Source organism: Mycobacterium sp. D16R24 (genome assembly GCF_002013385.1).
Taxonomy (GTDB): domain Bacteria; phylum Actinomycetota; class Actinomycetes; order Mycobacteriales; family Mycobacteriaceae; genus Mycobacterium.
The window spans coordinates 72,342-96,713 of sequence record NZ_MAEV01000026.1; the positions used below are offsets into that span (position 1 = coordinate 72,342).

General features: G+C 65.3%; 21 protein-coding genes. 8 read left to right on the forward strand and 13 right to left on the reverse strand.

Going from position 1 to position 24,372, the window contains the following annotated elements:
- Window positions 1–2 precede the first annotated feature (2 nt).
- On the forward strand, window positions 3–422 hold the full coding sequence (locus B4383_RS21130) for an MmpS family transport accessory protein (protein ID WP_078293142.1): 420 nt from the start codon (window positions 3–5) through the stop codon (window positions 420–422).
- On the opposite strand, the gene B4383_RS21135 is transcribed toward B4383_RS21130, so the two are convergent.
- Window positions 415–1,314 (reverse strand): alpha/beta hydrolase, encoded by a 900-nt coding sequence (locus tag B4383_RS21135; protein ID WP_078293143.1) that lies wholly within the window; start codon window positions 1,312–1,314, stop codon window positions 415–417. The genes B4383_RS21130 and B4383_RS21135 overlap by 8 nt on opposite strands.
- A 23-nt stretch (window positions 1,315–1,337) precedes the next feature.
- On the opposite strand from B4383_RS21135, the gene B4383_RS21140 reads away from it, so the two are divergent.
- Both B4383_RS21140 and B4383_RS21145 read left to right on the forward strand, forming a co-directional pair.
- Window positions 1,338–2,045, forward strand: a complete 708-nt coding sequence (locus B4383_RS21140) for a L,D-transpeptidase family protein (RefSeq protein WP_078293144.1) — start codon at window positions 1,338–1,340, stop codon at window positions 2,043–2,045.
- Between the two features lie 43 nt (window positions 2,046–2,088).
- Window positions 2,089–2,766 (forward strand): L,D-transpeptidase family protein, encoded by a 678-nt coding sequence (locus tag B4383_RS21145; RefSeq protein WP_139360953.1) that lies wholly within the window; start codon window positions 2,089–2,091, stop codon window positions 2,764–2,766.
- A gap of 688 nt (window positions 2,767–3,454) precedes the next feature.
- On the opposite strand, the gene B4383_RS27255 is transcribed toward B4383_RS21145, so the two are convergent.
- The 3 genes from B4383_RS27255 to B4383_RS21160 all read right to left on the reverse strand — a co-directional run bounded on the left by B4383_RS27255 (window position 3,455) and on the right by B4383_RS21160 (window position 5,869).
- On the reverse strand, window positions 3,455–4,234 hold the full coding sequence (locus B4383_RS27255; RefSeq protein WP_286143778.1) for a hypothetical protein: 780 nt from the start codon (window positions 4,232–4,234) through the stop codon (window positions 3,455–3,457).
- Window positions 4,231–5,406, reverse strand: a complete 1,176-nt coding sequence (locus B4383_RS21155) for a hypothetical protein (protein WP_078293187.1) — start codon at window positions 5,404–5,406, stop codon at window positions 4,231–4,233. The genes B4383_RS27255 and B4383_RS21155 overlap by 4 nt, the downstream gene beginning before the upstream one ends.
- Before the next feature lie 229 nt (window positions 5,407–5,635).
- Entirely contained in the window at window positions 5,636–5,869 is a 234-nt protein-coding gene (locus B4383_RS21160; RefSeq protein WP_078293145.1) for a helix-turn-helix domain-containing protein, read from the reverse strand.
- A gap of 76 nt (window positions 5,870–5,945) precedes the next feature.
- Here B4383_RS21160 and dcd point away from each other — a divergent pair, with 76 nt between their 5' ends.
- From dcd to B4383_RS21175, 3 genes are all read left to right on the forward strand, one after another.
- Entirely contained in the window at window positions 5,946–6,515 is a 570-nt protein-coding gene (gene dcd / locus B4383_RS21165; protein WP_078293146.1) for a dCTP deaminase, read from the forward strand.
- A 117-nt stretch (window positions 6,516–6,632) separates the two neighbouring features.
- Complete coding sequence (locus tag B4383_RS21170) at window positions 6,633–8,333, forward strand: hypothetical protein (RefSeq protein WP_078293147.1); 1,701 nt, start codon at window positions 6,633–6,635, stop codon at window positions 8,331–8,333.
- Between the two features lie 97 nt (window positions 8,334–8,430).
- Window positions 8,431–9,774: a UDP-glucose/GDP-mannose dehydrogenase family protein gene (locus B4383_RS21175; protein ID WP_078293148.1), complete on the forward strand. Its 1,344-nt coding sequence runs from the start codon at window positions 8,431–8,433 to the stop codon at window positions 9,772–9,774.
- Between the two features lie 17 nt (window positions 9,775–9,791).
- Here B4383_RS21175 and B4383_RS21180 read toward each other — a convergent pair whose 3' ends face one another.
- The 4 genes from B4383_RS21180 to B4383_RS21195 all read right to left on the reverse strand — a co-directional run bounded on the left by B4383_RS21180 (window position 9,792) and on the right by B4383_RS21195 (window position 18,622).
- Window positions 9,792–11,102, reverse strand: a complete 1,311-nt coding sequence (locus tag B4383_RS21180; protein WP_078293149.1) for a pyridoxal phosphate-dependent aminotransferase — start codon at window positions 11,100–11,102, stop codon at window positions 9,792–9,794.
- A 7-nt stretch (window positions 11,103–11,109) separates the two neighbouring features.
- Window positions 11,110–14,139, reverse strand: coding sequence for a (Fe-S)-binding protein (locus B4383_RS21185; RefSeq protein WP_078293150.1), 3,030 nt, complete (start codon window positions 14,137–14,139; stop codon window positions 11,110–11,112).
- Between the two features lie 161 nt (window positions 14,140–14,300).
- Window positions 14,301–16,709, reverse strand: a complete 2,409-nt coding sequence (gene iniR, locus B4383_RS21190; RefSeq protein WP_217697269.1) for an isoniazid response ATPase/transcriptional regulator IniR — start codon at window positions 16,707–16,709, stop codon at window positions 14,301–14,303.
- A gap of 62 nt (window positions 16,710–16,771) precedes the next feature.
- Window positions 16,772–18,622, reverse strand: coding sequence for an Hsp70 family protein (locus tag B4383_RS21195; RefSeq protein ID WP_078293152.1), 1,851 nt, complete (start codon window positions 18,620–18,622; stop codon window positions 16,772–16,774).
- 180 nt (window positions 18,623–18,802) lie between these two features.
- Between B4383_RS21195 and B4383_RS21200 the strand changes: the two genes are divergently transcribed.
- A complete protein-coding gene (locus B4383_RS21200; protein ID WP_078293153.1) occupies window positions 18,803–19,444 on the forward strand; it encodes an IniB N-terminal domain-containing protein in 642 nt (213 codons plus the stop codon).
- On the opposite strand, the gene B4383_RS21205 is transcribed toward B4383_RS21200, so the two are convergent.
- The 5 genes from B4383_RS21205 to B4383_RS21225 are packed head-to-tail and all read right to left on the reverse strand — an operon-like array spanning window position 19,441 to window position 22,781.
- A complete protein-coding gene (locus tag B4383_RS21205) occupies window positions 19,441–19,866 on the reverse strand; it encodes a DoxX family protein (protein WP_078293154.1) in 426 nt (141 codons plus the stop codon). The two genes, B4383_RS21200 and B4383_RS21205, sit on opposite strands and share 4 nt — an antisense overlap.
- 47 nt (window positions 19,867–19,913) lie before the next feature.
- On the reverse strand, window positions 19,914–20,837 hold the full coding sequence (locus B4383_RS21210; protein WP_078293155.1) for a M56 family metallopeptidase: 924 nt from the start codon (window positions 20,835–20,837) through the stop codon (window positions 19,914–19,916).
- Window positions 20,834–21,196, reverse strand: coding sequence for a BlaI/MecI/CopY family transcriptional regulator (locus B4383_RS21215; RefSeq protein WP_139360955.1), 363 nt, complete (start codon window positions 21,194–21,196; stop codon window positions 20,834–20,836). The genes B4383_RS21210 and B4383_RS21215 overlap by 4 nt, the downstream gene beginning before the upstream one ends.
- Before the next feature lie 17 nt (window positions 21,197–21,213).
- Window positions 21,214–22,095 carry a cytochrome c biogenesis CcdA family protein gene (locus B4383_RS21220; RefSeq protein ID WP_078293156.1) on the reverse strand — a complete coding sequence of 294 codons (882 nt, stop codon included), beginning with the start codon at window positions 22,093–22,095 and terminating at the stop codon, window positions 21,214–21,216.
- Window positions 22,092–22,781 (reverse strand): thioredoxin domain-containing protein, encoded by a 690-nt coding sequence (locus B4383_RS21225; protein WP_078293157.1) that lies wholly within the window; start codon window positions 22,779–22,781, stop codon window positions 22,092–22,094. Before B4383_RS21225 ends, B4383_RS21220 begins: the two co-directional genes overlap by 4 nt.
- 356 nt (window positions 22,782–23,137) lie before the next feature.
- Between B4383_RS21225 and B4383_RS21230 the strand changes: the two genes are divergently transcribed.
- Window positions 23,138–24,349: an IniB N-terminal domain-containing protein gene (locus B4383_RS21230; RefSeq protein ID WP_078293158.1), complete on the forward strand. Its 1,212-nt coding sequence runs from the start codon at window positions 23,138–23,140 to the stop codon at window positions 24,347–24,349.
- Window positions 24,350–24,372 lie beyond the last annotated feature (23 nt).

Consider the following 24,372-nt stretch of genomic DNA (forward strand, 5'->3'; position numbering starts at 1 on the left):
CCATGACTGTCCGTCGACTACTTGCCGCGTCAGCCGTGGCCTCAGCCTGCGCGCTTAGCTTCCCCGCGGCGGCACACGCGGATGACAAGACGGTGACCTACGAGGTCATCTCGTCCACCGCCACCACGGCCAACGTCCAGTACTGGGACGGCACCGAGATGCAGCCCGCCGACGGCGTGACCCTGCCCTGGAAGGTCGACGCGACCGTCGGCGATCTGTCCCGTGGCGCCAAGATTCCCAACCACGCGGAGCTCAAGGCCGACTGGCGTTCCACCGCGACCCCGGACGCGGCCGTGACGGTGCGCATCTACCTGAACGACAAGGTGGTCTGCCAGAGCACGACCGGCACCGGAGAGGCCGACTGTAACTACGCGACCTTCTCGTCGTTCCTGGACATGGCCCCGCCGGCGCCGCCTAAGTAGTCACTCGATCGATGTGCGCGAGGAAGTGCGTGAGCACCGCTTCGGGCGCCTCGATCTGCGGCCAATGGCCGATGTTGTCGTCGAGTAGCACCACGTCGGGGTCGTGGATCACCTCGAGATAGCGCTCGGCCATGTGCAATCCGGAGTTCGGGTCGATCGGTCCGTCGATCATCCGCATCGGCACGGCGGTTTCGCGCATGGCCCGCACCCATCGGCTCCGGTTGTCATACCGGTCGTTGATGAATCGGCCCACCTGATGGGTGACGCGCGCGCCGTCGTTGTACTCCAACACCTGCTGGAACAAGGACAGTAGCCGCGCCGAGGGCTTGGTGTCGGGGCCGAACATCTCACTGACGGCGGCATCCAGGATCCGGCGCGACAGCGGTGTGCCCTGGAATCGGCTGACCAAGTCGCCCAACGGTGTACGCGACATCAAGGTCTGCGCGATGCGGGGACGGTAGGTCTCGATGAAGAGCCCGCCATTGAGCCACGTCACGGAGTCAATGGGTACCCGGCCGCGCGATTGTTCCTCGAATTCGAAGCGCGCCAACAACTCCTGGCCCACGGAGTTGCCCAGATCATGGGTGAGCAGGTGCACCCGCTCGATCCCCAGATAGGACAGCAATGCCTCGTGCATATCGGCGTGATCGAGAACCGAGTACCCGTACTGAACGGGTTTGTCGGAGAAGCCCATGCCGATCATGTCCGGTGCGATGACGGTGAATCGCTGCACCAACTCGGGCCAGATCAGCGCCCAATCCCATGAATTGAAGGGGTACCCGTGAATGAGCAGCAGGGGAGGCCCACTGCCCTCGATGCGGTGGAAGATGTCGAAACCCAGGTAATCGAAGTAATGCCCGGCGGCTTTCCATTCTTCGAGCTCTGCGTCCATGGCCGAACTATACCGATCGGTCCGTGGCGCAACTGTGTCCCAACCTTGAAGGATTCGAGAACAACATCGGCGAAGATGGTCTCGTGCTCCGTCCTGTGATGCTGCTGTGTGCGGCCGTCCTCGCCCTGGCTACCTCAACATCTGCTGCCGCGGAACCCTTCGTGCCCTGGTTCGCCCAGTCCGTCGGCAACGCGACGCAGGTGGTCGCGGTCAACGGTGCCGGCGGCTCCAAGGCCAAGATCGACGTGTTCCAGCGCAGCGGCAACGAATGGAAGGCAGTGTCCACGGGAATCCCTGCGCATGTGGGCTCGGCGGGATTCATCGACAAGGCACGCGAAGGGGCGTCGGCCACCCCCAACGGCGTTTACTCGCTGGACTGGGCCTTCGGTACTGCACCGCCGCCCCCGAGCGGGCTGCGCTACGTCCAGGTCGGACCGAACGACTGGTGGGACGGGGATAGCAACAGCCCCACCTACAACACACATCAGCAGTGCGCCAAGGCCGAGTGCCCGTTCAACACCTCGCAGAGCGAGAACCTCCCGATCCCGCAGTACAAGCACGCCATCGTCATGGGTGTGAACAAGGACAGAGTCCCCGGCGGTGGTTCGGCCTTCTTCGTGCACTCCACCGACGGCGGACCGACCGCGGGCTGCGTATCCCTGGACGACGGGATGCTCGTGCAGTTGATCGGCTGGCTGCGGCCGGGTGCGGTCATTGCCGTTAGGGGTTAGTTACTGACAGGCGTTTTCCAGGTTGAGCCAGCACCATGGATGAGTGTCCCCGATCCGTCTGCTGCCGCTGAGCGTTGTGCTTCTCGCGGGTGCGTGCGGCACCGGACCCGGGGTGCGGCCAGTCGCGGTCGTTCCCGCCGCCGCCCAGGCCACGCCGCCGCCGTGGTTTGCCGAATCCGTCGGTACCGCAACGCAGGTGGTATCGGTCCAGGGAACCGTCGGCACCAAGGCCTTCATCGGCATGTGGCGGCGGACGGGTAATACCTGGGAGCCTGTCGAACAGAACCTTCCCTCCGATATCGGTTCAGCCGGGTTCGCGGCCACCGCCAGCGACGACAACCCGGCGACCCCCACGGGCGTCTTCAGCCTGGACTACGCCTTTGGCACCGAACCGTCGGTGGCGCACGGCCTCGATTATCTGCAGGTGGACGCCGACGATTGGTGGAACGGCGATCCCGCCAGCCCGGGTTACAACACGCACCAACGTTGCGCGCAATCCGCGTGTGCTTTTGACACGTCACTGAGCGAAGAGCTCGACGGCTACCCACGCGCGATCGTCATGGGCGTCAACAAGTCGCACACACCCGGCGCCGGGTCGGCGTTCTTCGTGCACGCCTCCGACGGCGGCCCTTCAGCCGGATGCGTGACGCTGGACGACACCGCGCTCGTTCGACTCATCGGTTGGCTGCGGCCAGGAGCTGTCATCGCCATCAAGGGGTAGGTGCGCCCGATGTCTGCCTCCTCGGGGGTCCAGGGGGCACCGTAACGGGTTGCGTTCGGGCGAGTGACTTCCTGCATGCGCTGTGAGAAGGCCCGCGACCGCGCGCTGTCTTCACGCGGATCGATGGTGCGCTCCCGGAATTGTCGGCCGAACTCGCTGCAGCGCTCGCAGGTACAGCCGTGGAACCGCCACGCCAACAACGTCCCGTGCGCATCGGCGGGCACCTCGCGGCCATAGCGGCGCCGCGCGTAATACACCGTTCCTACTGAACGATTCAGGCGTTGGGCAACCTCGGCCGTGGACAGGGACCCATCCAACAGCACCTCGATATCGGCTGGCGTCCAACGCCGCCGCCGATCCGATTCACCCGAACGGCCATGCGAGTAAAGCGCCCGCGCCGAACGTACGGCCCCAACAGTTCGGCCTAATTGCTTGGCGGCCTGCGACATCGTCAACGACCGGTCTAAGGCCACCGCCAGCTCGGCGTCAGACCAACTCTGTGGCGCGCGGCGCTCGCCGGGATTGGGCACATTGGCGGCGTAGGCGATACGGGCCTGCTCCACTGCGGAGATCGAGCGGCCCAACTGTTCGGCGACCTGGCGTGCGGTCAGCGACCGATCCCGCAACACTGCGAGGTCATCGTCTGACCATCGCCGCATTCCACGCCGTCCAGCCACAAGACGGAAGTCTACTTCTGGGTCTCCGTGCACACCGTGAACTTGCGTACTGGGTGGGCGAATCCGCCAGTCGGGCAGGCACTCGCCGTGGTCACGTTTAGGACTATACGGACAGGCTTTTCGCGGCGCTGAGGCTCATTGTTACGGCATTGAACTCTCGATACCTCCCAGTCTTGAAATCCCAAGCAGCTATCGAGTGCCCACGCGTAGTCCAGGCAAGCCGTCCACTCTCCGGTCGAGGGGCGGTTTTGGTAGTACCGCTGATCTACGTCCGAGACACACTCAGAGGGCTTCAGGACCTTCTGCACGACCCGATAGTTGTTCTCGGGTGATCCACATGCCACCACTGTTAACTCGGAGGCAGCCTTGGTGCCGCCAAGATTCACGCAAGCGCCCACCGGTGCAAGTGAGTCTGCGGTGGATTTAATCTGTGACGGGTCGGGGTACTGCCCGTATTCACCATCTAAGACTGTTGTGGACTCATGCGCTTTGCTCGTCATCGAATTCACGGCATCATTCATCGAGAAATATCTAACGACGCCAAGAACAATGAGCACAGCGAGCACAGCGATCGCCGCAAGTATCAATACCTTGCGCAATGATGAGCCGCGATCAGAGTGTGCAGAGAGGTATGTCCGCACGTTCAGCACAATGGATCCGATCAACAAGACCCAGAATGCAACACCCAACGGCCCAGATATGCCGTCGCCGACAACAATAAGACATATAGCTGAAATCACTACGCCAACATTGACCGCGATGGCCGCTACTCGTTCAAATCGACTGGTCACCCGCACTCCTTGGTGTCGGTGGTGTAAAACGCGCCCCACCTATTGTCGATTCTGATGCATTGCGAATGAGAAATAGCGGATTGAATCGATTTGAGCATGTTTCCGTCGAAGAATTTTGCAGTTGCGCCACACATTGCCGCCACGGTGCCGAAGAGACCCGCCGATATACCGAGGAGTGTTGCCGTCGGGACTGTACCGACCGCCTGTGGTCCAGCGCTAGAAGCTGCCATAATCCCGGCCGCCGTTCCCAGCGTGCTGCCAATTCCGCCCAAAATTATTCCGCAGTTTTCGCTGCCTTCCTTATTAGCCTGGACAATTTTCTCCATGGCCTTCATGTCATCCATATTCTTAATGTCATGCCGTGTTCCCCACCAGTGGTTCGTAGTCTCAGACGGCGCGGATTTGATCAACGGATCAGTACTGCACCCACATCCATCACTTCCCGTCGGGGGATCAGAGCCCGGCTGCAACTTGCCGCCGATGATGCTTCCACCGGCACTAAGCACTGAAAATACCGGCTCTCCTACACCCAAAAAGCTCCCCGCCGAGTCACATTCCATCTTTCGTTGATCAAGCTGTTTCGTGTCCTGATCCTGCTGGTTCTGAGGCTGCTCGGGCTGCTGCGTCTGCGTGGGCGCCTGACTCGGCTGCTGCTGTGGTTGCTGTTGCTGGGAGTCCTGCTGAGGCTGTTGTGGTGAATTCTGTTGCGGCGCGTGATAATCGGGGTTCGCTTGACCGGGGCCCTGAGTGTACGGAGTCGCGGTCTGATAATTTGGCGGCTGGGTCCCATGTGCGGGTTGCTGTGCCTGCTGGGGCTGCTGCCCGGCCTGTTGGCCTGGAACCTGTTGCGCACCAGGCGATCCCGTGTTATAGATCGAGACCCCGTTGTCCTGGTTCAACGGCGGCTGGTTGTTGCCGCCCTGATAATCAGGCATTGAGCTGGGCATTTGCGGTGGCTGGAACTGCTGACCCCCGTCCATACCCGGCCCGCCGGTGGGTCCGGGCGGGCCGGTCGGCTCCGCAGCCGCGGTCTGGACAGTCGAAAACCCGCTGCCGGGCATCGTGTAATCGCTGGCGACCTTCGCCCCGGCGATAACGAGCGCCACAACGGCCACTACTGCTGATGTTCTACGCAAACCCGAAGGCATACGCCAGCGATCACTCATGGCCACGTTTGGAAGACCTTCCCCGTTCCTTGCCCCACGCATGTCCTGCGTGTAGCTATCACGAGGAGCATGACAGACCACAGCAGGATATGTCCACGCATCTGCCGAAAGTATGTGTTTGCTGTACCGGGCTGATCACCCCGGTGTGGGCGCTGAATCCGGCAGTAATCTGCAGCCACCTGGCAATATGATGATTGTCGGGTCAGTCTCCGGTGGTGGGCCTACCTGCAGCTACTTACTCCCGGCCAGGCACCGCCCGCGAACTCCGCCGCCGGTACCGCTTCTCCGGCGGGATCGGGACCGGGTTGAGGTTGTTCGGTCCACCCCGGCCACGCAACTGGGTGCCCGTCGCGACGAGTGCATCGTGGACGTACCCGTAGGAGTGGCCATGAGCGGCCGCCAGGGCACGGATACTCGCGCCCGCTTCGTAGGCCGCTTTCAACGCCGCGCGCTCCTCGGCGCGCTCCACCCCACATCGTTTAGTGAGGAGGCCCCGATGCCGCCCGAGCCGCCTCACGTGGGTGGCTCATCGGTAGGCTCGTCGCGTGCTGCTGTCCGATCGCGATATTCGCGCCGAGCTCGACGCCGGGCGCCTTGGCATCGAGCCCCTTGATCCAGCCCTCATCCAGCCATCCAGCATCGACGTTCGGCTCGACAGCCTGTTTCGGGTGTTCAACAACACCCGCTACACGCATATCGACCCTAAAGAACGCCAGGACGAGCTGACCAGTCTGGTTGAGCCGGACGAGGGCGAGCCGTTTGTGCTGCATCCCGGTGAATTCGTGCTCGGCTCCACGCTGGAGATCTGCTCGCTGCCCGACGACCTTGCCGGACGGCTGGAAGGAAAGTCCTCGCTGGGGCGCCTGGGACTGCTGACCCACTCCACTGCGGGATTCATCGACCCCGGATTTTCCGGACACATCACCCTCGAGCTTTCGAACGTCGCCAACCTGCCCATCACGCTGTGGCCGGGTATGAAGATCGGGCAGCTTTGCCTGCTGCGCCTGACGTCTCCGGCCGAGCACCCGTACGGAAGTGCCGGGGTAGGGTCGAAGTACCAGGGGCAGCGCGGTCCGACCCCGTCGCGCTCCTACCAGAACTTCATCGACCCCTAACCGGGGGTAACGGGGAAACGCGCCGCACCGATACACAATCGGCAACAACTCGAACTATTTGACGGCCTCGGCGCGTTTGTTCGGGTGACCCTGTCGATATGTAGCGGAGGATCTGACGTGGACGTCGTACTTGGTGTCTCTATGACACCGACGACTGCCCGGCTGGTACTGGTCGAGGGCGCGGGTGCGGACGGCAGGATCGTCGACACCGACACCATCATCGTGTCCGACGGCGAAGGCTCCGCCTCCGAACAGGTGCTTTCCGCCATCGTGGGCACCCGGGACGGCATGCTCGACGGCGGCCATCATCTGGTGTCCACCGGAGTGGTGTGGAGCGATCACGCCGAAGCCGCCGAGCTACGCGACTCCCTGGCCAGCCGCGGGATCGACGGTGTCGGATTCTTCTCCGCGCTGCATGCCGGCGGTGCGCTGGCCAAGGCGGCCAGCAATGTCACCGGGTACGACAAATCGGCACTGCTGGTCATCGAGCCGGAGAACGCGACGCTCGCGGTGGTGGACTCCGCCGACGGCTCGATCGTCGGTCTGGCCAGCGAGCCGCTCATCACCGGCGTTACCCCCGGGGTGTTGGCAAGCCTGGTGAATCCGCTCAAGGGTCACGAGAACGCACCCGATGGGGTGTTCTTGCTGGGCCTGGGCACCGATGTCTCCGATCTCACCGATCCGCTGGGCGAGGCGATCTCGCTACCGGTGAATTCCCCGGACCAGCCCGAGCTGGCGCTGGCCCGTGGTGCCGCGCTGGCGTCGGCGCAGGAACCGGATTTCGAGGCCAGCACCGCGCTGCTGGGGCAGGCCTACTCGCTCGAAGGGCCCACCGGAACGGGCTTCGCGCATCCCGGAGCGGTCACCGAGGGCGCCAGCGGGCCGGGGGAAGCGCAGACCGACCTGCACGAGTACGAGGACTTCGATGACCAACCCGCCGAACGCAAACCGTTCCTCCTGGTGGGTGCGCCGCTGCTGTTGGTGTTCGGCATCTGTTCGATAGCGCTTGCCGTCTCGCTGACAGTGACGGTGCGCTCCACGGTGGACCAGGGGCCGTCCTCACCGGACCGCGCGGTCGTGCAGAACCCGGTGCAGAACGCCCTGCCGCCCGAGGCCCCCAAGCAACCCCCCGCGGCACCCGTGGTGGAGGCGCCCGCGCCTGCCGCGCCCGCTCCGGTGCAACAGGTGGTGGTGGCTCCGGCGCCGCAGCACAACCCCGCGCCGGTGGCCGCCAAGCCCGCGGCCCCCGCACCTGCTCAGCCCGCGCCGCAGGCACCCGCACCGGAGGCACCTCCGCCGCCCGCCGCGCCGGCTCCCGCTCCGGAGGAGCCCGCGCCCGTCGCGCCGCCGCCCGCCATCGTGCCGGTGCCGATTCCGTTGTTCCCGCCGGTGTGGGAGCAGCCGAGGCGCCAGGAGAATCCGTGGTGGCCGGATCGCAACCGTCCGACGTACACGCCTCCTGCCCAGACTCAGCAGCCGCCGATTATCTCGATTCCGGGCCTGCCGCCGATCGGGGGCGGCGACTCCGACAGCGGTTCCCACAGTGGATCGCGTGGCGGTTCGGGTCGTGGTGGTTGGGGCGACGACGGAAGTTCGCGTGGTGGCTCGCGTGGTGGTTGGGGCGACAGCGGAAGTTCGCGTGGTGGCTCGGACAGTGGCTCGCGTGGTGGTTGGGGCGACAGCGGAAGTTCGCGTGGTGGCTCGGACAGTGGCTCGCGTGGTGGTTGGGGCGGCAATAATGGCTCTCACGGCGGTGGATCGGGAGGATCCGGCGGCGGTTCGAACTCGGGATTCCCCTGGCCGTTTGGCGGGCATTAATCCCTGATTCACAATGCTTTTCGCCGTACACCCGGCGTTAGGACACCGATGGTGCGGCGTATCCAGGTTGCTAACCCTGGCGGCCTATATAGGCAGTATGAGATGCACCGTTTTCGGAACCGGATACCTCGGCGCCACCCATGCGGCCTGCATGGCCGAGCTTGGCCACGAGGTGCTCGGGGTCGACATTGACCCAGGCAAGGTCGCCAAGCTCTCGGGCGGCGACATCCCGTTCTATGAGCCCGGCCTGCGAAAGATCTTGCAGAGCAACATCGAATCCGGCCGACTGCGCTTCACCACGAGCTATGCCGAGGCGGCCGAATTCGCCGATGTGCATTTTATGGGCGTCGGTACCCCGCAGAAGAAGGGTGAATACGGTGCGGACCTGACTCACGTCCATGCGGTGATCGACACGCTGGTCCCGCTGCTTTCACGGACGGCGGTCATCATCGGCAAGTCGACCGTTCCGGTGGGTACCGCACGCGAACTGGGCCAGCGGGCAGCCGGATTCGCGGCCGAGGGTGTTGATGTCGAGGTGGCCTGGAACCCCGAGTTCCTGCGCGAAGGCTTTGCCGTCAAGGACACCCTGCACCCGGACCGCATCGTGCTGGGTGTGCAGCAGAACTCGGACCGCGCCGAGAAGCTCGTCCGCGAGCTGTACCGGCCGATCCTTGATGAAGAAGTTCCTTTCCTGGTCACCGACTTGGAAACCGCTGAGTTGGTAAAGGTTTCGGCCAATGCCTTCCTGGCGACCAAGATCTCCTTCATCAATGCCATCTCGGAGGTGTGCGAGGCGGTGGGCGCCGATGTGACCACCCTGGCGGATGCGCTCGGATACGACCCGCGTATCGGTCGGCGATTCCTCAACGCGGGCTTGGGTTTCGGCGGCGGGTGCCTGCCCAAGGACATCCGGGCCTTCATGGCCCGCGCGGGTGAGCTGGGCGCCAGCCATGCCCTGACCTTCCTGCGTGAGGTCGACAGCATCAACATGCGCCGCCGCACCCGGATGGTGGAACTCGCCACGAAGGCCTGCGGTGGATCGCTGCTCGGCGCCAACATTGCGGTGCTGGGTGCGGCGTTCAAGCCGGAGTCCGATGACGTGCGCGATTCGCCGGCACTCAATGTCGCCGGTCTGCTACAGCTCAATGGAGCGGCAGTCAACGTGTACGACCCGAAGGCCCTGGACAATTCACGCCGGTTGTTCCCGACGCTGAACTACGCCACCTCGGTGCTGGAGGCCGCCGACCGTGCCGATGCCGTGCTGCTGCTCACCGAATGGCAGGAGTTCGTCGACTACGATCCTGATGAGCTCGCCAAGGTGGTGCGCACCAAAGTCATTGTGGACGGCCGCAATTGCCTGGACGCCGCCAACTGGGTCAACGCCGGATGGCGTGTGTTCTGCCTCGGCAAGCGTGTGGAAGAGCTACCGCACGCCTCCTGACGGACGCCCAGGGAACGTTACTGGCGGTAGCTTGCCAGGAAGTTGCCCAGCCGCTCGATGGCGACCGCCAGGTCGCGGGCCCATGGCAACGTGACGATCCGAAGATGATCGGGTTCAGGCCAATTGAAGCCCGTGCCTTGCGTCAGCAGGATCTTCTCGTTGAGGAGCAGGTCCAGGACGAGCTGGTCATCATCGTGGATCTCGTGCACCTCGGGGTCCAGGCGCGGGAACGCGTAGAGCGCGCCCTTCGGCTTGACGCACGAGACACCGGGAATCTCGTTGAGCTTGGTCCAGGCCACGTCGCGTTGCTCCAGCAGGCGACCGCCCGGCAACACCAGGTCGTCGATGCTTTGATGCCCGCCGAGTGCAACCTGAATCGCGTGCTGGGCGGGCACATTCGGACATAGACGCATGTTGGCCAGGAGATTGACGCCCTCCAGGAGGCTGGCGGCGTGATCCTTGGGCCCGGTGATGGCCAGCCAGGCCGACCGGTAGCCCGCCACCCGGTATGCCTTCGACAGGCCATTGAAGGTGAAGCACAGCAGATCCGGGGCCAGCGATGCGACGCTGATGTGCTCGGCATCGTCGTAGAGGATCTTGTCGTAGATCTCGTCGGCCAGCAGCAGCAGCTGATGCTTGCGCGCCAGTTCCACCATCTTGGTGAGGATTTCGCGGGTGTACACGGCGCCGGTGGGGTTGTTCGGGTTGATGATGACCAGGGCCTTGGTGCGCTCGGTGATCTTGGATTCCAGATCCTCGATATCCGGCATCCAGCCGTTGGTCTCATCGCACAGGTAATGCACCGCGGTGCCGCCGGCCAACGAGGTCGCTGCGGTCCACAGCGGGTAGTCGGGGGCCGGGATGAGCACCTGGTCGCCGTTGTCGAGCAGTGCCTGGGTGGTCATGGTGATGAGCTCGGATACTCCGTTGCCCAAAAAGACGTCGTCGACGTCAAGGTACGGGAACCCCTCGACCAGTTCATAGCGGGTCACCACCGCGCGCCGCGCGGGCAGGATGCCCTTGGAATCGGAGTACCCCTGCGCGTAGGGGAGCGCCTGGATGATGTCGCGCATGATGACATCGGGCGCTTCGAACCCGAATGGCGCCGGGTTGCCGATGTTGAGCTTGAGGATGCGGTGCCCCTCGGCCTCCAGCCGGGCAGCGTGAGCGTGTACCGGACCCCTGATTTCGTACAGGACGTCTTGCAGCTTGGTGGACTGCGCAAAGACCCGCTGATGCTGCCGCGGCGACAGGCTGGGCGCGCGCGGGGGCACGTCAGTCGGCAAGTTATCGGTACTCACGGTCTCAATGGTGGCATTGCTGTCCAGCCAATATCTAATTTCGGCGGCCTGGACGGCGTGCTCCCGGGGCCATACCCAGGCCCTTCACCGGCGGCTCCGGGGCGGTGTTGGCCTCGGGGGCCTCTTCCTTCGGGGCCGCGGCGGCGGGTTCGGGGGTGGATGCGGGCTGCTCGGGCTCCGGCGCCGGGGTGGCCGCGGCAGGAGCCGCCTTCTTGGCTCCAGGACGTCGCGCACCCGTGGCAATGCCGAGGCCCTTCACCGGAGGCTCCGGCGTGGCGGGGGCCGCTGCTTGCGCGGGTGCTGACGGTGTCGCCGCCTCAGGTTCGGACGTCGGCTCGGCAGCCGGTGCCACAGGAGCCACTGCGGGGGCCGCCTTCTTGGCGCCGGGACGCTTCGCGCCGGTGGCCATGCCCAAACCCTTGACGGGCGGTGCGGGGGTGGCAGCTGCGGCCGGTGGCTCCGCGGGCTCGGCTGCTGCGGGAGCAGCGGCTTCGGCGGCGGGGGCCGAAGCGGTGGCCTTCTTGGCACCGGGGCGCTTGGCGCCGCCTGCCATGCCGAGTCCCTTGACCGGTGGTACGGCCGCAGCGGGAGCGGCGGGTGCGGGAGCAGCGGCTTCGGCGGCGGGGGCCGAAGCGGTGGCCTTCTTGGCTCCTGGGCGCTTGGCGCCGCCTGCCATGCCGAGTCCCTTGACGGGAGCGGCTGCTGCAGCCGGTGTTTCGGTAGCGGCCGGGGGGGTCGCTTTCTTGGCTCCTGGGCGCTTGGCGCCACCCGCCACGCCCAGCCCGGTGATGGGCTTGGCGTCGGCCGTGGGTGCGGAGGACTGAACGGTTTCGGCCGTCGGCGCTTCTTCTTCGGCGACAACAGCTTCTGGCTCCGCGGCCTTGGTGGCGGCCCTCTCGGCTGCGGCAGCAGCGGCAGTTCCCTTGGCAGGCAAAGCCTTCCGGATCTCATCGGTGCGGCCCACGGATTCGAGCAGCAGCTGCGCGACGTCGACGACCTCCACGGCCGCGGAATCTTCGCGGGCGGTCACGCCGTCGGTCAGCATCACGCGGCAGAACGGGCAGCCGGTCGCGATCTTGGAGGCGGGCGTGGCCAGGGCCTCGTCGACGCGATCCATGTTGATGCGCTTGCCCAGCTGCTCTTCCATCCACATGCGGGCGCCGCCGGCCCCACAGCACATGGAACGCTCTCCGTGCCTTGGCATTTCAGTCAGCGCGGCACCCGAGGCGCCGATCAGCTCACGCGGGGCCGTGTACACCTTGTTGTGGCGACCCAGGTAGCACGGGTCGTGGTAGGTGACATCTTGTGAGACCGGTGCGATGGGCACCAGCTTCTTGTCGCGCACCAACCGGTTCAACAGCTGCGTGTGGTGCACCACCTGGTAGTCGCCACCGACCTGCGGGTACTCATTGCCGAGCGCGTTGAAGCAGTGCGCACAGGTCACCACGATCTTGCGCTGCTTCTGCTCCACGCCATCGAACACTGAATTGAGCAGCTCGATGTTCTGCATGGCCAGTTGCTGGAACAGGAACTCGTTTCCGGCGCGCCGGGCGGAGTCACCCGTACACGTCTCGTCCGCGCCGAGCACCAGGAACTTGGTTCCGGCGAGCGCGAGCAGCTCGGCGACGGCCTTGGTGGTCTTCTTCGCACGGTCCTCGTAGGCACCCGCGCAGCCCACCCAGAACAAGTATTCGAAGTCGGCGAAGCTATCGACGTCCTGACCGAAGACCGGGATGTCGAAGTCGACCTCGTCAATCCAGTTGAGGCGGTCCTTGGAATTCTGGCCCCACGGATTGCCCTTGTTCTCCAGGTTCTTGAACAGGCCCGCGAGCTCGCCGGGGAATTCGGATTCGATGAGCACCTGGTAGCGGCGCATGTCGATGATGTGGTCCACGTGCTCGATATCCACGGGGCACTGCTCGACGCACGCGCCGCAGGTGGTGCAGCTCCACAGCACCTCGTGATCGATCACGGCACCCTCGCCGCCGACCAGCTGACGCTCGCCCTCGGCGATCTCGGCCTCACTCAGCTTGGACTTGTCCTCACCGGCGAGCAGGTACGGCGCCTTGGCGTAGGTGTGGTCGCGCAGCGAGGTGATCAGCAGCTTGGGGGACAGCGGCTTGCCGGTGTTCCAGGCGGGGCACTGGCTCTGGCAGCGACCGCACTCGGTACACGTCGTGATGTCCAGCAGGTCCTTCCAGCTGAAGTCCTCGACCTTGCCGGCTCCGAAGGCGTCGACATCGGGGTCGGCGCTCTCCATTTCCAGCACCTTGCCGCCGGACATCATCGGCTTGGCGGCGCCGAGCGCGACGCTGCCGTCGGCATTGCGCTTGAAGTAGATGTTGAAGAAGGCCGCGAAGCGGTGCCATGCGACGCCCCAGACCAGGTTGCGGCCGACCAGAAGCAGGAACAGTCCGCCGAAGAACATGACGGAGAGTGAGAATGCCGACACCAACAGGGGGCTTTCCGGCAGCAGCTTCGCCAACTGCGAGCTGACAGGATCCGAATACGGGTTGGTGTGGTGATAGGTCGCGATCTTGGCGGACTTCACCAGCAGCATGCCCAGGCCCTCGCTGAGCACAACCATTTCGATGGTGTACGCGGCGATGAAGTTGGAGCCGCCGAAACGCGACAACCGCTCGGGCTTGCGCGGGTGGTTGAGCTGCCGGATGACGATCATCGTGACAATGCCGATGATGGTGCCGACACCGAGGAACTCGATCCAGACTTCCCAGGCGAAACTGGCGCCAAAGAAAGGCCAGTGGAATTCGGGGTTGAAGGTCTGCCCGTAGGACTCGAAGTAGTGCAGGAAGCCGCCCAGGAAGCCGACCATCACCAGCCAGTGCGCCCAGCCGACGGTGCGGAATTTGTTCATCCGGGTATGTGCGACCACCTCGACGATGACGGTCTTGACGCGGGGGACGATGGGGCGCCAGCGCGTCCCGTCCGGCTGACCGGAGAGGATGACACGGAGCATTTTGACGACGCCGCCGAAGAACGAGCCCCAGGCAACCAGGCTGTAGGTGACGCCGATGACTCCGAGAATGATCGTCGCGGTACTCACGGTGGTGCTGACCTCCCGGTCCCGAGAAGTTACTCGTCAGTAACACGTGTAATGTTACTCGCGGGTAACTTATGTCCGATGCCCGGCCATCGTCGCATTGACAGGGTCGAAAGTCCTAGTCAGGCTTACCTAACCCGCCCAATGGGTGAACTTTCTCGCACTTATGTCACCAAAATCGCGCGCAGCATCGAGAACATGTCCGAGCGCGACTCGGCGCCGAGTCGCCGCCGAATGCGCGCGACGTGATGCTCGACCGTCTTCGCTGAAATGAACAGCTGCGCACCGATATCGCGATAGGGAAGGCCTCGTAGCAGCAGCTCGGCAACCTCGCGCTCGCGATCGGAGAGCCGCGTCGACGTCGGCGATTGGGGAGCCGAGGAGGACGGGGCGGCCCTGTCGGGGCTGTCGGTCGCGGCCGACGGTGCCCGCAGGTCGCGGGCCAGCGCGAGCATCGCGGCGGCCACCTTCGGGTCGTTCGCGTGCAGCGCGGCCTGGCTGGCCAGGCGGGTGGCATCCCAGCCCAGACCGGCGTCGGCCAGCATCCGTGCGGCGCCGTCCACCTCCGCGCCGTCCACCTGATCGGCCAGCACCCGCAGCCAGGTACGCCCGGCGGTCGCCAGCGTGCGCGCATACGGACTGGATCCCGCGGCCGCGGCAAGCGCCTGTCCGTGCGGGGCGAGACTCTCGGGTGAATTGGTCAGGATCGCCGCGTGCACGCCTGCCCACCGCAGTGGCGCGGACCAGGCGATGGGATCGCCGAGCTGCGCCAGAACCGCGAAGGCGCGGTCGACGTGGTGCGCCATCGCGTCCAGGGTGCGCAGCCGAGCCGCGGCCACCCAGAGCTCACCGACGGGCAGCAGCGTGTAGAGGTCGATCGAATACGCCGACAAAGCATCCATGGAGGCCTGCCAATGCTGACGCAGTGGACCGGTGTCTCCGTGACGGCGGGCGATGCCCGTCCGTAGCGATTCGGCGAACAGGCGGTCGCGGCGGGAGAGCTCGGCTTCGGCCCCGGGCAGCCATTGGGTGGCTCCGCTCAGGTCGCCGGACAACATGGCGATCCAGGCCGCGAGCAGCCGGTGCCGCACCGCGAAGACATCATGCGGCAGGTCGGTGCGGATCGCTCCGCTGAGAATGCTGCGGGCACGTGCCGTGCCGCCGCCGTGCAGCATGGTCAACGCCGCGAGGGCCACGGTGCTGTCCGGGGTGAAGGAAGACGTTGATGGCTGCTGTGTGACGGCCTGTCCCAGCAGGGACAGTGCCTCCTGGCTCCGGTCCTCAACAGAGGCGATGACCCCCAGTGCTGCGTTTCGTGTCGCAGTGGCCGATGTCGTCGGTGGCGCTCCTACGTTGTCTTCCAATGCTTTCCGCGCACGCACCAACTGGCCGGTGCCGACGAAAACAGGCGCGGCGGACAGGGCCGTCTGGCTGTCCAGATCCGAACCCAGCCAATCGTAGAAGGCGGCGGCCTGACCAGAGTCTCCGTTATGGCATGCGATGGCCGCCGCGATACGCACGGCTGCCGCGCGATGTCGCGGGTCGGTGGCGGTGAGCACCTCGTCGGCCTGCGCGGCGGCCGCCGCCAGGTCACCCGCGCGAGCCAGGGACTCGGCCAGCGGCACTCGGAGCGGGCCCGGCTCGGCGCCTGCTGCCAGGGCGGCCCGGTACAGATCGGCGGCGCTGAAGGGATCGGATTCGGTTGCCGCCCAGTCTGCTAACAGTCCAGCAATCGCCGGATCACGCAGGCCGTGCGCTACCAGGGCCAGGGCCAAGTCGGCGGACACCGAACCGATGTCCAGCTGAGTGCGCAGCAGTGATCGCTCAAGATCGAGATGCCGTGCCGCTCCGAGTAGTCGTGCGGAGCACGCGTGCACTCTCGACGCGAATGCGATCTGACCGGGGCCGGGCACCAGTCCGCTCGCCAGTGCCTCGTCAACCAGGTCTTCGGCATCGGAAAGCGTAAGTGCTGCAGCGATATCGGAGGCCCCTATGCCGGGGTCCAGGGACATCAGCAGCACGGCGGCCTGGGCCGGCGGCGATAGTCGGCGCAGGTGTTCGTCAATGCGGGTATCGATCGCATGCAGTGCCGATTCGAGTGGATCTGCCTCGCTCAGATGATCGATGGCTGCTGCCGTCAGCGCCAGCACACCGCCGGTGGCGGCGGCGATCTCCTCGGCAAAAGCAGCCGAGCGAGGCGAAAGCCGGGTGATATCACCCGTGGTCACAGGGTCGAGCGTGATGGAGAGTGACTCGCGCTCCAAGGCCTGAAAGAGGGCGCGAAGGGCCGGATTGCGCCGGGGTGTCGCGGCCACGACCACGATTGCCGCCGGATCGGTCTCCACGACAGCGCGCAGGGTGTCGAGCTGGCGGTCGGTCAGACAGTGGGCATCGTCGATGACGAATGGGCCGACTTTCCCGCCGGGCGCCGTCTCGGGGACATGGTTGACCGGCGCTGAACCGTTGTTGCTCAAGACATCCCGAACCCGAGACAGGATCGACGATTTGCCGCTGCCCGCCGTGCCGGTGATGAGCACCTTCACGGCGCCGCCGGCGGATAACGCCTGCGTGATAGTCGTTATCGCCGAGGCGATTCCTCCGAATGTCCCGGATGTCCCGTTGTCCCGAGGGGCGTTCAGTTGCGCGGACCGATCGGGATCGGGGGCAAGCCCGGGATCGTGATCGCCGGGCGGGGTGTCGACGTAGAGACGGGCTGCGTCGTGGTCGTCGGCTGGGTGGTGGTCGTCGTCGGTGGTGTCGTGGTGGTAGTTGTCGTCGTCGTCGTCGTCGTCGTCGTCGTCGTCGTCGTGGTGGTGGTGGTGGTCGGCGGTGTCGTCGTGGTGGTCGTTGTGGTGGTGGGCGGTGGCGGAGGAGGCTCCGGCGATGGCGGCGGTGGTTGCACCGACTGCGTCACGGTGTGGGTCTGCGGCGGTGGCGGAGGCTCTGGCGACGGAGGTGGCTCGGGCGGGGCATCACCCGTGCTCGGCACCACGCTCACACTGGGTGTCGTCGGGGCTGGAGCCGGTGATTCATTGCTGGTCAACGACACCATCATTCCGGTGAAGGCGATACCGGCCACGGCGGCCGCCGCGATGAACCAGACCAGAGGGCGGCGGTACCACGGCAGCGGCGGGTAGTCGTCGTAGTCATTATCGGCCGCATACGGTTCATGACTGAACTGAAGCTCGGGGCGTGCGGTAGTGGGTTCGATGGGGCCGTGGTACTCATCGTCGAGGTCGACGGTGTATCCGGTGTCATACCCGCTCTGGTAGCCGGTCTCTTGCAGTGGGGCGAGGTCGGGGGCTGAATCGTCTTGAGACCAGGCTAATTCCGGTGTTTCGTTGGCGGCCGCGGCCACCGGGGCGGCGAAGGTTCCGGTGCCGGTCGGCGCCGGGCGCATCATGGTGGCGTCGCCCGGTGGTTGCTCGACCGGCCGCATCGCGGTGGCGTCCTGCGGGGGTAGATCGGGCCGGGTGGCAAGCAGGGCCACCCCACGCGCGGCCGCAAGCTGTGGCTGGGGCCCGGTGATGACCGGCACCCGCATCCGCTCGGAAAGCTGTTGGGTGACAAGGGGAATGCTCGCACCACCGCCCACCGAGGCGACGGCATTGATATTCGCCGGATGAATTCCGTTGCGCTCCACGGTGTCCTGAATGGCGTTGATCAGGTTGGACAACGGTCCACGCAGGTGGTCCTCAAGCTCGGTTCGAGTGAGCCGGACATCCGTGGTAATCCCGGGAAGCTCGACCGGCACCGTGGTCGCGGTCTCGCCGGAGAGTCGCTCCTTGGCCAGACGGCACTGCTCGCGCAGCCTCGTCAGCGCGCCCACCGACGTGGTGCCCTCCGGATCCTGATTCAGACCGGTGAGCACCTGCGTCAGCAGCATCTGGTCGATCTGCTGACCGGAGAACTCGGCGAATCGGACGGTCTGCCCGATCTGCTGGAATCCGCGCGCCGCATCGGCAAGGGTGATGCTGCTGCCCGAGCCGCCGAGATCGCACACCACCACGACGCCGCGGTCGGGCACCCCGGGTCCGGCCGCCAGTGATTCGAGCGCGGCGCGCGCATCGGGGATCAACTTCAGCTGGCGGCCGCCCGGAGCGAGGGCGGGAACGCGGTCGATCGCGTCCCGCAGCGTGCTGACCGTCTGCGGGCTCCAATGGGCGGGGACCGAGGCGGACAGCACCGGAGGCGCGGTGAATTCGGCAGCGGAGGCCGCGTCGGCGATCAATACGCGCATTGCCTCGGTGAGTGCCCATTCGGCCCGGTGCACCGATCCGTCCGCCGCCACGATGCCGACGGGGTCGCCGACCCTGCCGACGAATCCGGTGAGCGTCAACCCTGGATGGCTGGGGACCCCAACCTCGGGCTGACTGTCCTCATGCAGGGTGAGGATCGAACTGCGCACGACGGGTTGGCTCTGCGGGTCGTCGGGTGTCGCGACCAGTTGAGTGGCGCCGATCGACAGTCCCAGTGCGTTGGCCATACCTATCCGTTCGTTGTGCGGCGCTGTGGTGTTTCACCCCGCAGCCCAACAGTAGGGGATGACGGTCGTCACACCCCCTAATGACGACACATCCCCTAACGCGCGTCCCCCAATGGGTGTCGGTGGGAAACGGGTCGCGCCCCGTAGCCGGGGCTCAGGGTGGCTCCTACCATCGCAGACATGGGCAATAACCTGTTGGATTTCGTCATGGCGCTGGTGCGTGACCAGGACATGGCTGCGCAATACGCGGCCAATCCCGAACAGGTCATTGCCGATGCGCACCTGGACGGAGTCCAGCCCGCGGATGTCTCCGCGCTGATCCCGGTGGTCAGCGAGTCGATACCGGCCGCCCTGGGAACACAGGCCTCGCAGTTCGCCGCGAACCCGGCTGCGGCCGATCTGACGCACGCGGTGCATACGGCGATTCCAGCCGACAACATCTGGGCGAGTGGTGCCGCGACCAGTGCCTTCCAGGCGTTCGATTCACCGTTCACCGCGCCGACGCATGACCCGAGCCTGGATGCGGGCCTGCATGCCGCGACCAGTGCGGTATCGGACCAGGCCGTTCGTCAGGACGCGATCACCGTTCCCGATCAGTTCAGTCCACCGGCCGACAGTGCAGTCGCTGCGATCGACCAGTTCCAGGCTCCGTTGCACGCCCCGTCAGGAGTGGACGCAGCGGGGTTCGAGCCTGCGCATTTCGGGTCCGAACTGGGGGCCGGCGGTTCCGGCGATGCGGGTCTACAGGATCCGTTCTTCGATCACGGAGATCTTGGGCATCACCCCGGAACCGATCACAATCCGGGAATCGACCAGTTCTAGCACCGGGCGCGCCGCATGAGCACGCGGTCGAGCGATAGCCGGGCGTCATCCGTCGTGAGCGCCAGGAGTAGGAACCCCCAGCAGAACGTGACCGCGAAGGCCCCGCCGTTTTGCATAGGCTCCCAATGCACCGGCAGGTGCTCGAAGAAGTATGCGTAGGCCATCATTCCCGCCGCGAGGACTGCGGACACGCGAGTCCACAGTCCCACCGTCAGCAGGACCCCGAGTGTCAGCTCGAACACGCCCGCCCACCAGTACGGCCAGTTCAGGAAGGGCTCGGGGTGGCCGGAACCGGTGGGTGATCCGCTCCACCAGCCAAAGATCTTCTGGGTTCCCTCCAAGAGGAAGATGACTCCAAACACAAGGCGGGCGCCCGTGGGAATGACCCATCGCGCGATCGGACCGACGCGCCGAATGTTCATGAATTCTCCTCGTTGAGCCGATCGGCGTAGTGCGGCGCCGCGGGGTGTCAGAACGTGCAGTACGCCCTGAACAGCAAGACCAGTGCGGCGCCCGCGAGAGTTGTCGGAAGCAATGCGAAGCCGAGCGTTAGCCGGCCCCGCCCTATCGGTGTGCGGGTGGTGGCTCCCTGAGCCCGCAGCCAGATGAGCCGCACCGCCACCGATTCGCTGGACATGTTCAGGGCACCACGCACCGCCACACCTGACTTGCTCATTGCCAGGAGTGCGGCGCGCACAGTACGTGGCCCGTGAGCTCGCGCCGCCGTATCGTCGGCCGCCAGCTCCACCATCAGCCTGACCATTCCTGGTGCGCGGCGCATCAACGGCAGTATCGGAAGCGCCGCCGCTGCGATATCGGCGCACAGCACGGCCACGTGGTGCCTACCGCGGATATGTGCCAACTCGTGCTCGATCACTGCCGCGCACTGTTGTTCGCCGAGGCGGCGGAGGCCGTCAGTGACTACCACCGCTCCGCGAGAGCCACCGAGGCTGTAGGCGATCGGCCGGGGATCGTCGATCCAATGAACTTGCCCCGAGCGACATGTCGCCGCTCGCAGCATCCAGAAGTGACGGGCGCGGTGCCGGCGAGCGGCCCGCAGACTTCGAATCGCCACGACCGCGACCCGAGCCAGGATCGTCAGCGGCAGCAGCGAGATCCCCAGCTGAACAAGGGTTCCGAAGGATGAGTGCGGGATGGATCCGCTCAGGCACCCGCCCACGAGAGTCGTGACACCCCTGGTATCCAGTACGTGAGGGAAGAGCAGCAACATCGCGGACAACGCCGTGAGTACAAGGAAGGCCATCAAGGCTCCGAGCCAGGCCGCCAGCACGGCGGCGGGCAGCAACGTAGGACGCACGGTCGGTCGCAGGCATGCCGGTCCTGCGACACCAATGAGGGCGGCACTTGTCATCAACACCAGGGCGACGGTCATGTCAGGCCCCCTCGGCGGAGGATCCTGCGTAGCACCGTGGATTCCTCGGCTGAGGCAGATCCGGCGAAGTGTAAGAGAACCCCTTCGGCATCACCGCTGGCGGCCAAGACTTCCCGGACCATGCGCGCCGCCGCAGCCTCGCGCGTTTCTGCCGCTCGGTAGCGGAACGCCCGCCCGACCTTCTCGCGTGTGACGTGCCCCTTGTTGTGGAGGTTGTCGAGGACCGTCATGACCGTCGTGTATGCCAGGGGGCGGTCCAGCCGATCCAGGACATCACGGACAGTCGCTGGCTCAGACACGGACCACAACACCTCCATGATCGTCGCCTCCCGCTCGCCGAGGCCGAACATGTCACGCACCAGCCGTCTCCTTCTGTCTAGGCGCGGTCATCGGCGTCCTCCCTCGTTCTGTCACTTCGCTTTCGGGCGCCGCTCGCCGCAGTGGCGCGGGGACGCAGCAGGCGTATCAGGACTACTACGAATGCGATACAGGCGATCCCGAGCACCGCGGCAGCGTTCGGCAGGCCGGAGGTGAGATCTTGCAGCCGCGCCTGGATGTCGAACTGAGTATCGCTGCCGGTGATCCCGCCCAGTGCGGCCGTCCCGTCGGTGGCGACGAAAAATACTCCGATCACGATGAACATCCCGCCGGAGACGAGGTTGGTGGAGTGAGTCCGGAACCGTCCGATTCGGATCTCGCTGCCCCGGACCCAACGTCGGTTCGACAGCCCCAATCGCCCCCAGGCGAATGCCAGTACGAACAAGGGCGCCGCCATTCCCAGTGAGTACAGCGACATAAGCAGTGCGCCATAGACCGGGCTGGAGCCGATAGCGGCCACCGTCAACACGCTTCCGAGTATCGGCCCGGAGCAGAATCCCGCGAGCGCATACACGGTGCCGAGCATCAGGACTGACAGGCCCGAGGATAGATCGAGGCGAGCCGCCGCACGCGCGGCCGAGCCGATGTGGAAGCCGAACCCGGCGATGATCGCCACGCCGAGTGCGATCATCAGCAGGCCTCCGGCCGTTGTCACCTGGGAGCGGTATTCGGTAAGTAACGCGCCGATCGCGCCCACTCCCGCTCCTAATGGCACCAGTACCGTCAGCATCCCCAGGTAGAAGAGCCCGGTCCTGCTCAGGAGCAGTCCGGCTCGGTCGAAGGAGTACGCGAAGAACGACGGCAGGAGCATCGCTGAGCATGGGCTGACCAACGTCAGAACCCCACCGAGCAGGGCGCCGAGGACTCCGACATCGATCACCGCTGAGCCTGCTCGATGACCGATACGAAGACGTCCAAGGGCTGCGCACCGACCACGGGCTTGTCGTTGATCACGAACACGGGTGTAGAGGCCGCGCCGATCGCGACCGCTTCCTGGATGTCTTGTTGCACTGCGGGCAGCAGCCGATCGCCCGCGAGCGCTGCCTGGAAGCGGGGCAGATCTGCAACTCCGGCTTCGCGAGCCCGTTCGAGAAGGACATCGTCGGTCAGCTCGGCATGGCCGCGATCCGGCGCATGCCGATACACAGTCCGGTTGAACTCCCAGAACTTGCCTTGTTCAGCTGCTGCTCGACCGGCCTTGGCGGCCTGCGCCGATTGTGTGCCGAAGATCGGGAGATCGCGCCATTCGATCCGCAGTTTCCCGGTCTTGACGTAACGCTCGACGAGTTGTGGTTCGGTGTCCCGGCTGAACTTCGCGCAGAAGGGGCAGCGGTAATCCGAGTAGATGATCAGCACTGCCGGCGCATCGACAGGGCCGAGTGCCATCGGATCATCCGTGTGCAGCCGAGCCAGGCTGTTGTGGTGGCTGGTGGCCGCGGGGGAGTCGACCGACGCGGTGCTCGCGCTGCTGTGATCGAAGAACAGGTACGTGGCCAGCCCGATGATCAGTACCCCCAAGATCCCGGCGATCCAGATATCACGCTGACGGTTGTCGCTTCGCCGCACAGTTTCCCTCTTTCGACCTACTATTCAACTTAGTAATTAACTACTAGGGAAGATAGTAGATAATTACTAAGTTGGATAGTAATTACAGTGTCTCCGCAGCTCGGAGGGCTACAACCGCTGAGTTTTTGGCAGTGAGAAGCGGGTGCTTATGCCGGTGGCGGGTGGCCGGCGCACCCTGCCCCCTAGGCACCCCCTAATCCCCTAATGGGGATGGTCCCGAACCCCCGTGGGGGGTCGGAGTAGAAGGGGAAGTTCTCCCGTTTTCAGGGCGCTTGCAGGTTCGTAGGTTTGTATTCAGTTCGACCGGACAGGCCCGGTTGACTCCGACAACTGAGAGACCTTTAGGAGTAATCAAAATGTCCATCATCGACTTCATCCTCAACCTCTTCCGCGACCCGGTGCAGGCCGCAAGCTACGTCGCCGACCCGCAGACCTCTTTGGCCAACGCCGGGCTGTCGGCCGTCACCGCCGCGCAGGTGGGTGCGGTCATGCCGGTCGTCGCCGAGTCGGTGGCCTCCAACTACGGCTACCAGTCGCAGTGGGTCAACACCGGCAGCCCGATGAACGACCTGTCGGGCAACCTGCAGAACTACTACGCCGCGCAGCCCGATGCCCCGAGCATCCTGTCGCCGTCGCTGCTGAGCCCCCGGGACAACTTCAGCCCCCGCAACAACGACTTCATGAGCCACAACGACACCGAGTTCGCGAGCCACAACCCCATCGCGAGCGGTAACCAGGTCATGAGCCCGAGCGGGAACGTGGACAGCTTCAACCGCGGACCGCTGCTGGACCTGAACTTCGGCGATCTGCAGTTCGGCAACCGCGACACCAACGCCATCGGCGACGGTGCGGTGGCCGTGGGCGGAAGCAACTCCGGTCCCATCGCCTCCGGCAAGGGCTCCACCGCGGTCAATGGTGATGTGCGTGACAGCAACATCATCAACGCCGACCACGGCGGCAAGGTCAACGTGGACCAGAGCGACACTCGGGTCGGCGGCGACTACACCAACGTCAGCGGGCACGGCTCGGCCGGCATCGACAAGAGCGTGACCGTCGTCGACGATCATTCACAGCGCAACACCACCAACATCAACGATTCGTTCAACACCGATCGCTCGACGAACATCGGCTCGGGTAACACCACCCACACCGATATCGCCTCGCACAACCAGGTGAAGACGCAGACGGATATCGGCTCGCACAACCAGACCAGCACCAACACCGATATCGCGTCGCACAACAAGGTGAACACCGATATCGCGTCCAACAACCAGGCGCACACCGGCACCTCGTTGAGCAACTCGCACACCAACGCGATCAACGATTCGCTGAACACCTCGCACTCCGCATCCAGCAGCACCGCGGTGAGCAACTCGCACAGCAGTGCCATCAACGACTCGCTGAGCAGCCCGCTCAACGCATCACACAGCTCCTCGATGAACGAGTCGTTCAACTCCTCGCTGGGCTCGCATGGCGCGGCCGGTACCGGATTCGAGGCCCAGGCGCAGGCCCAGGGTCACGCGTCGGCCGCCGACCACACCACCCTGCCGGGAACCGAGCACCACTAGGTTGTCCGGACTCCCGTCCGGCT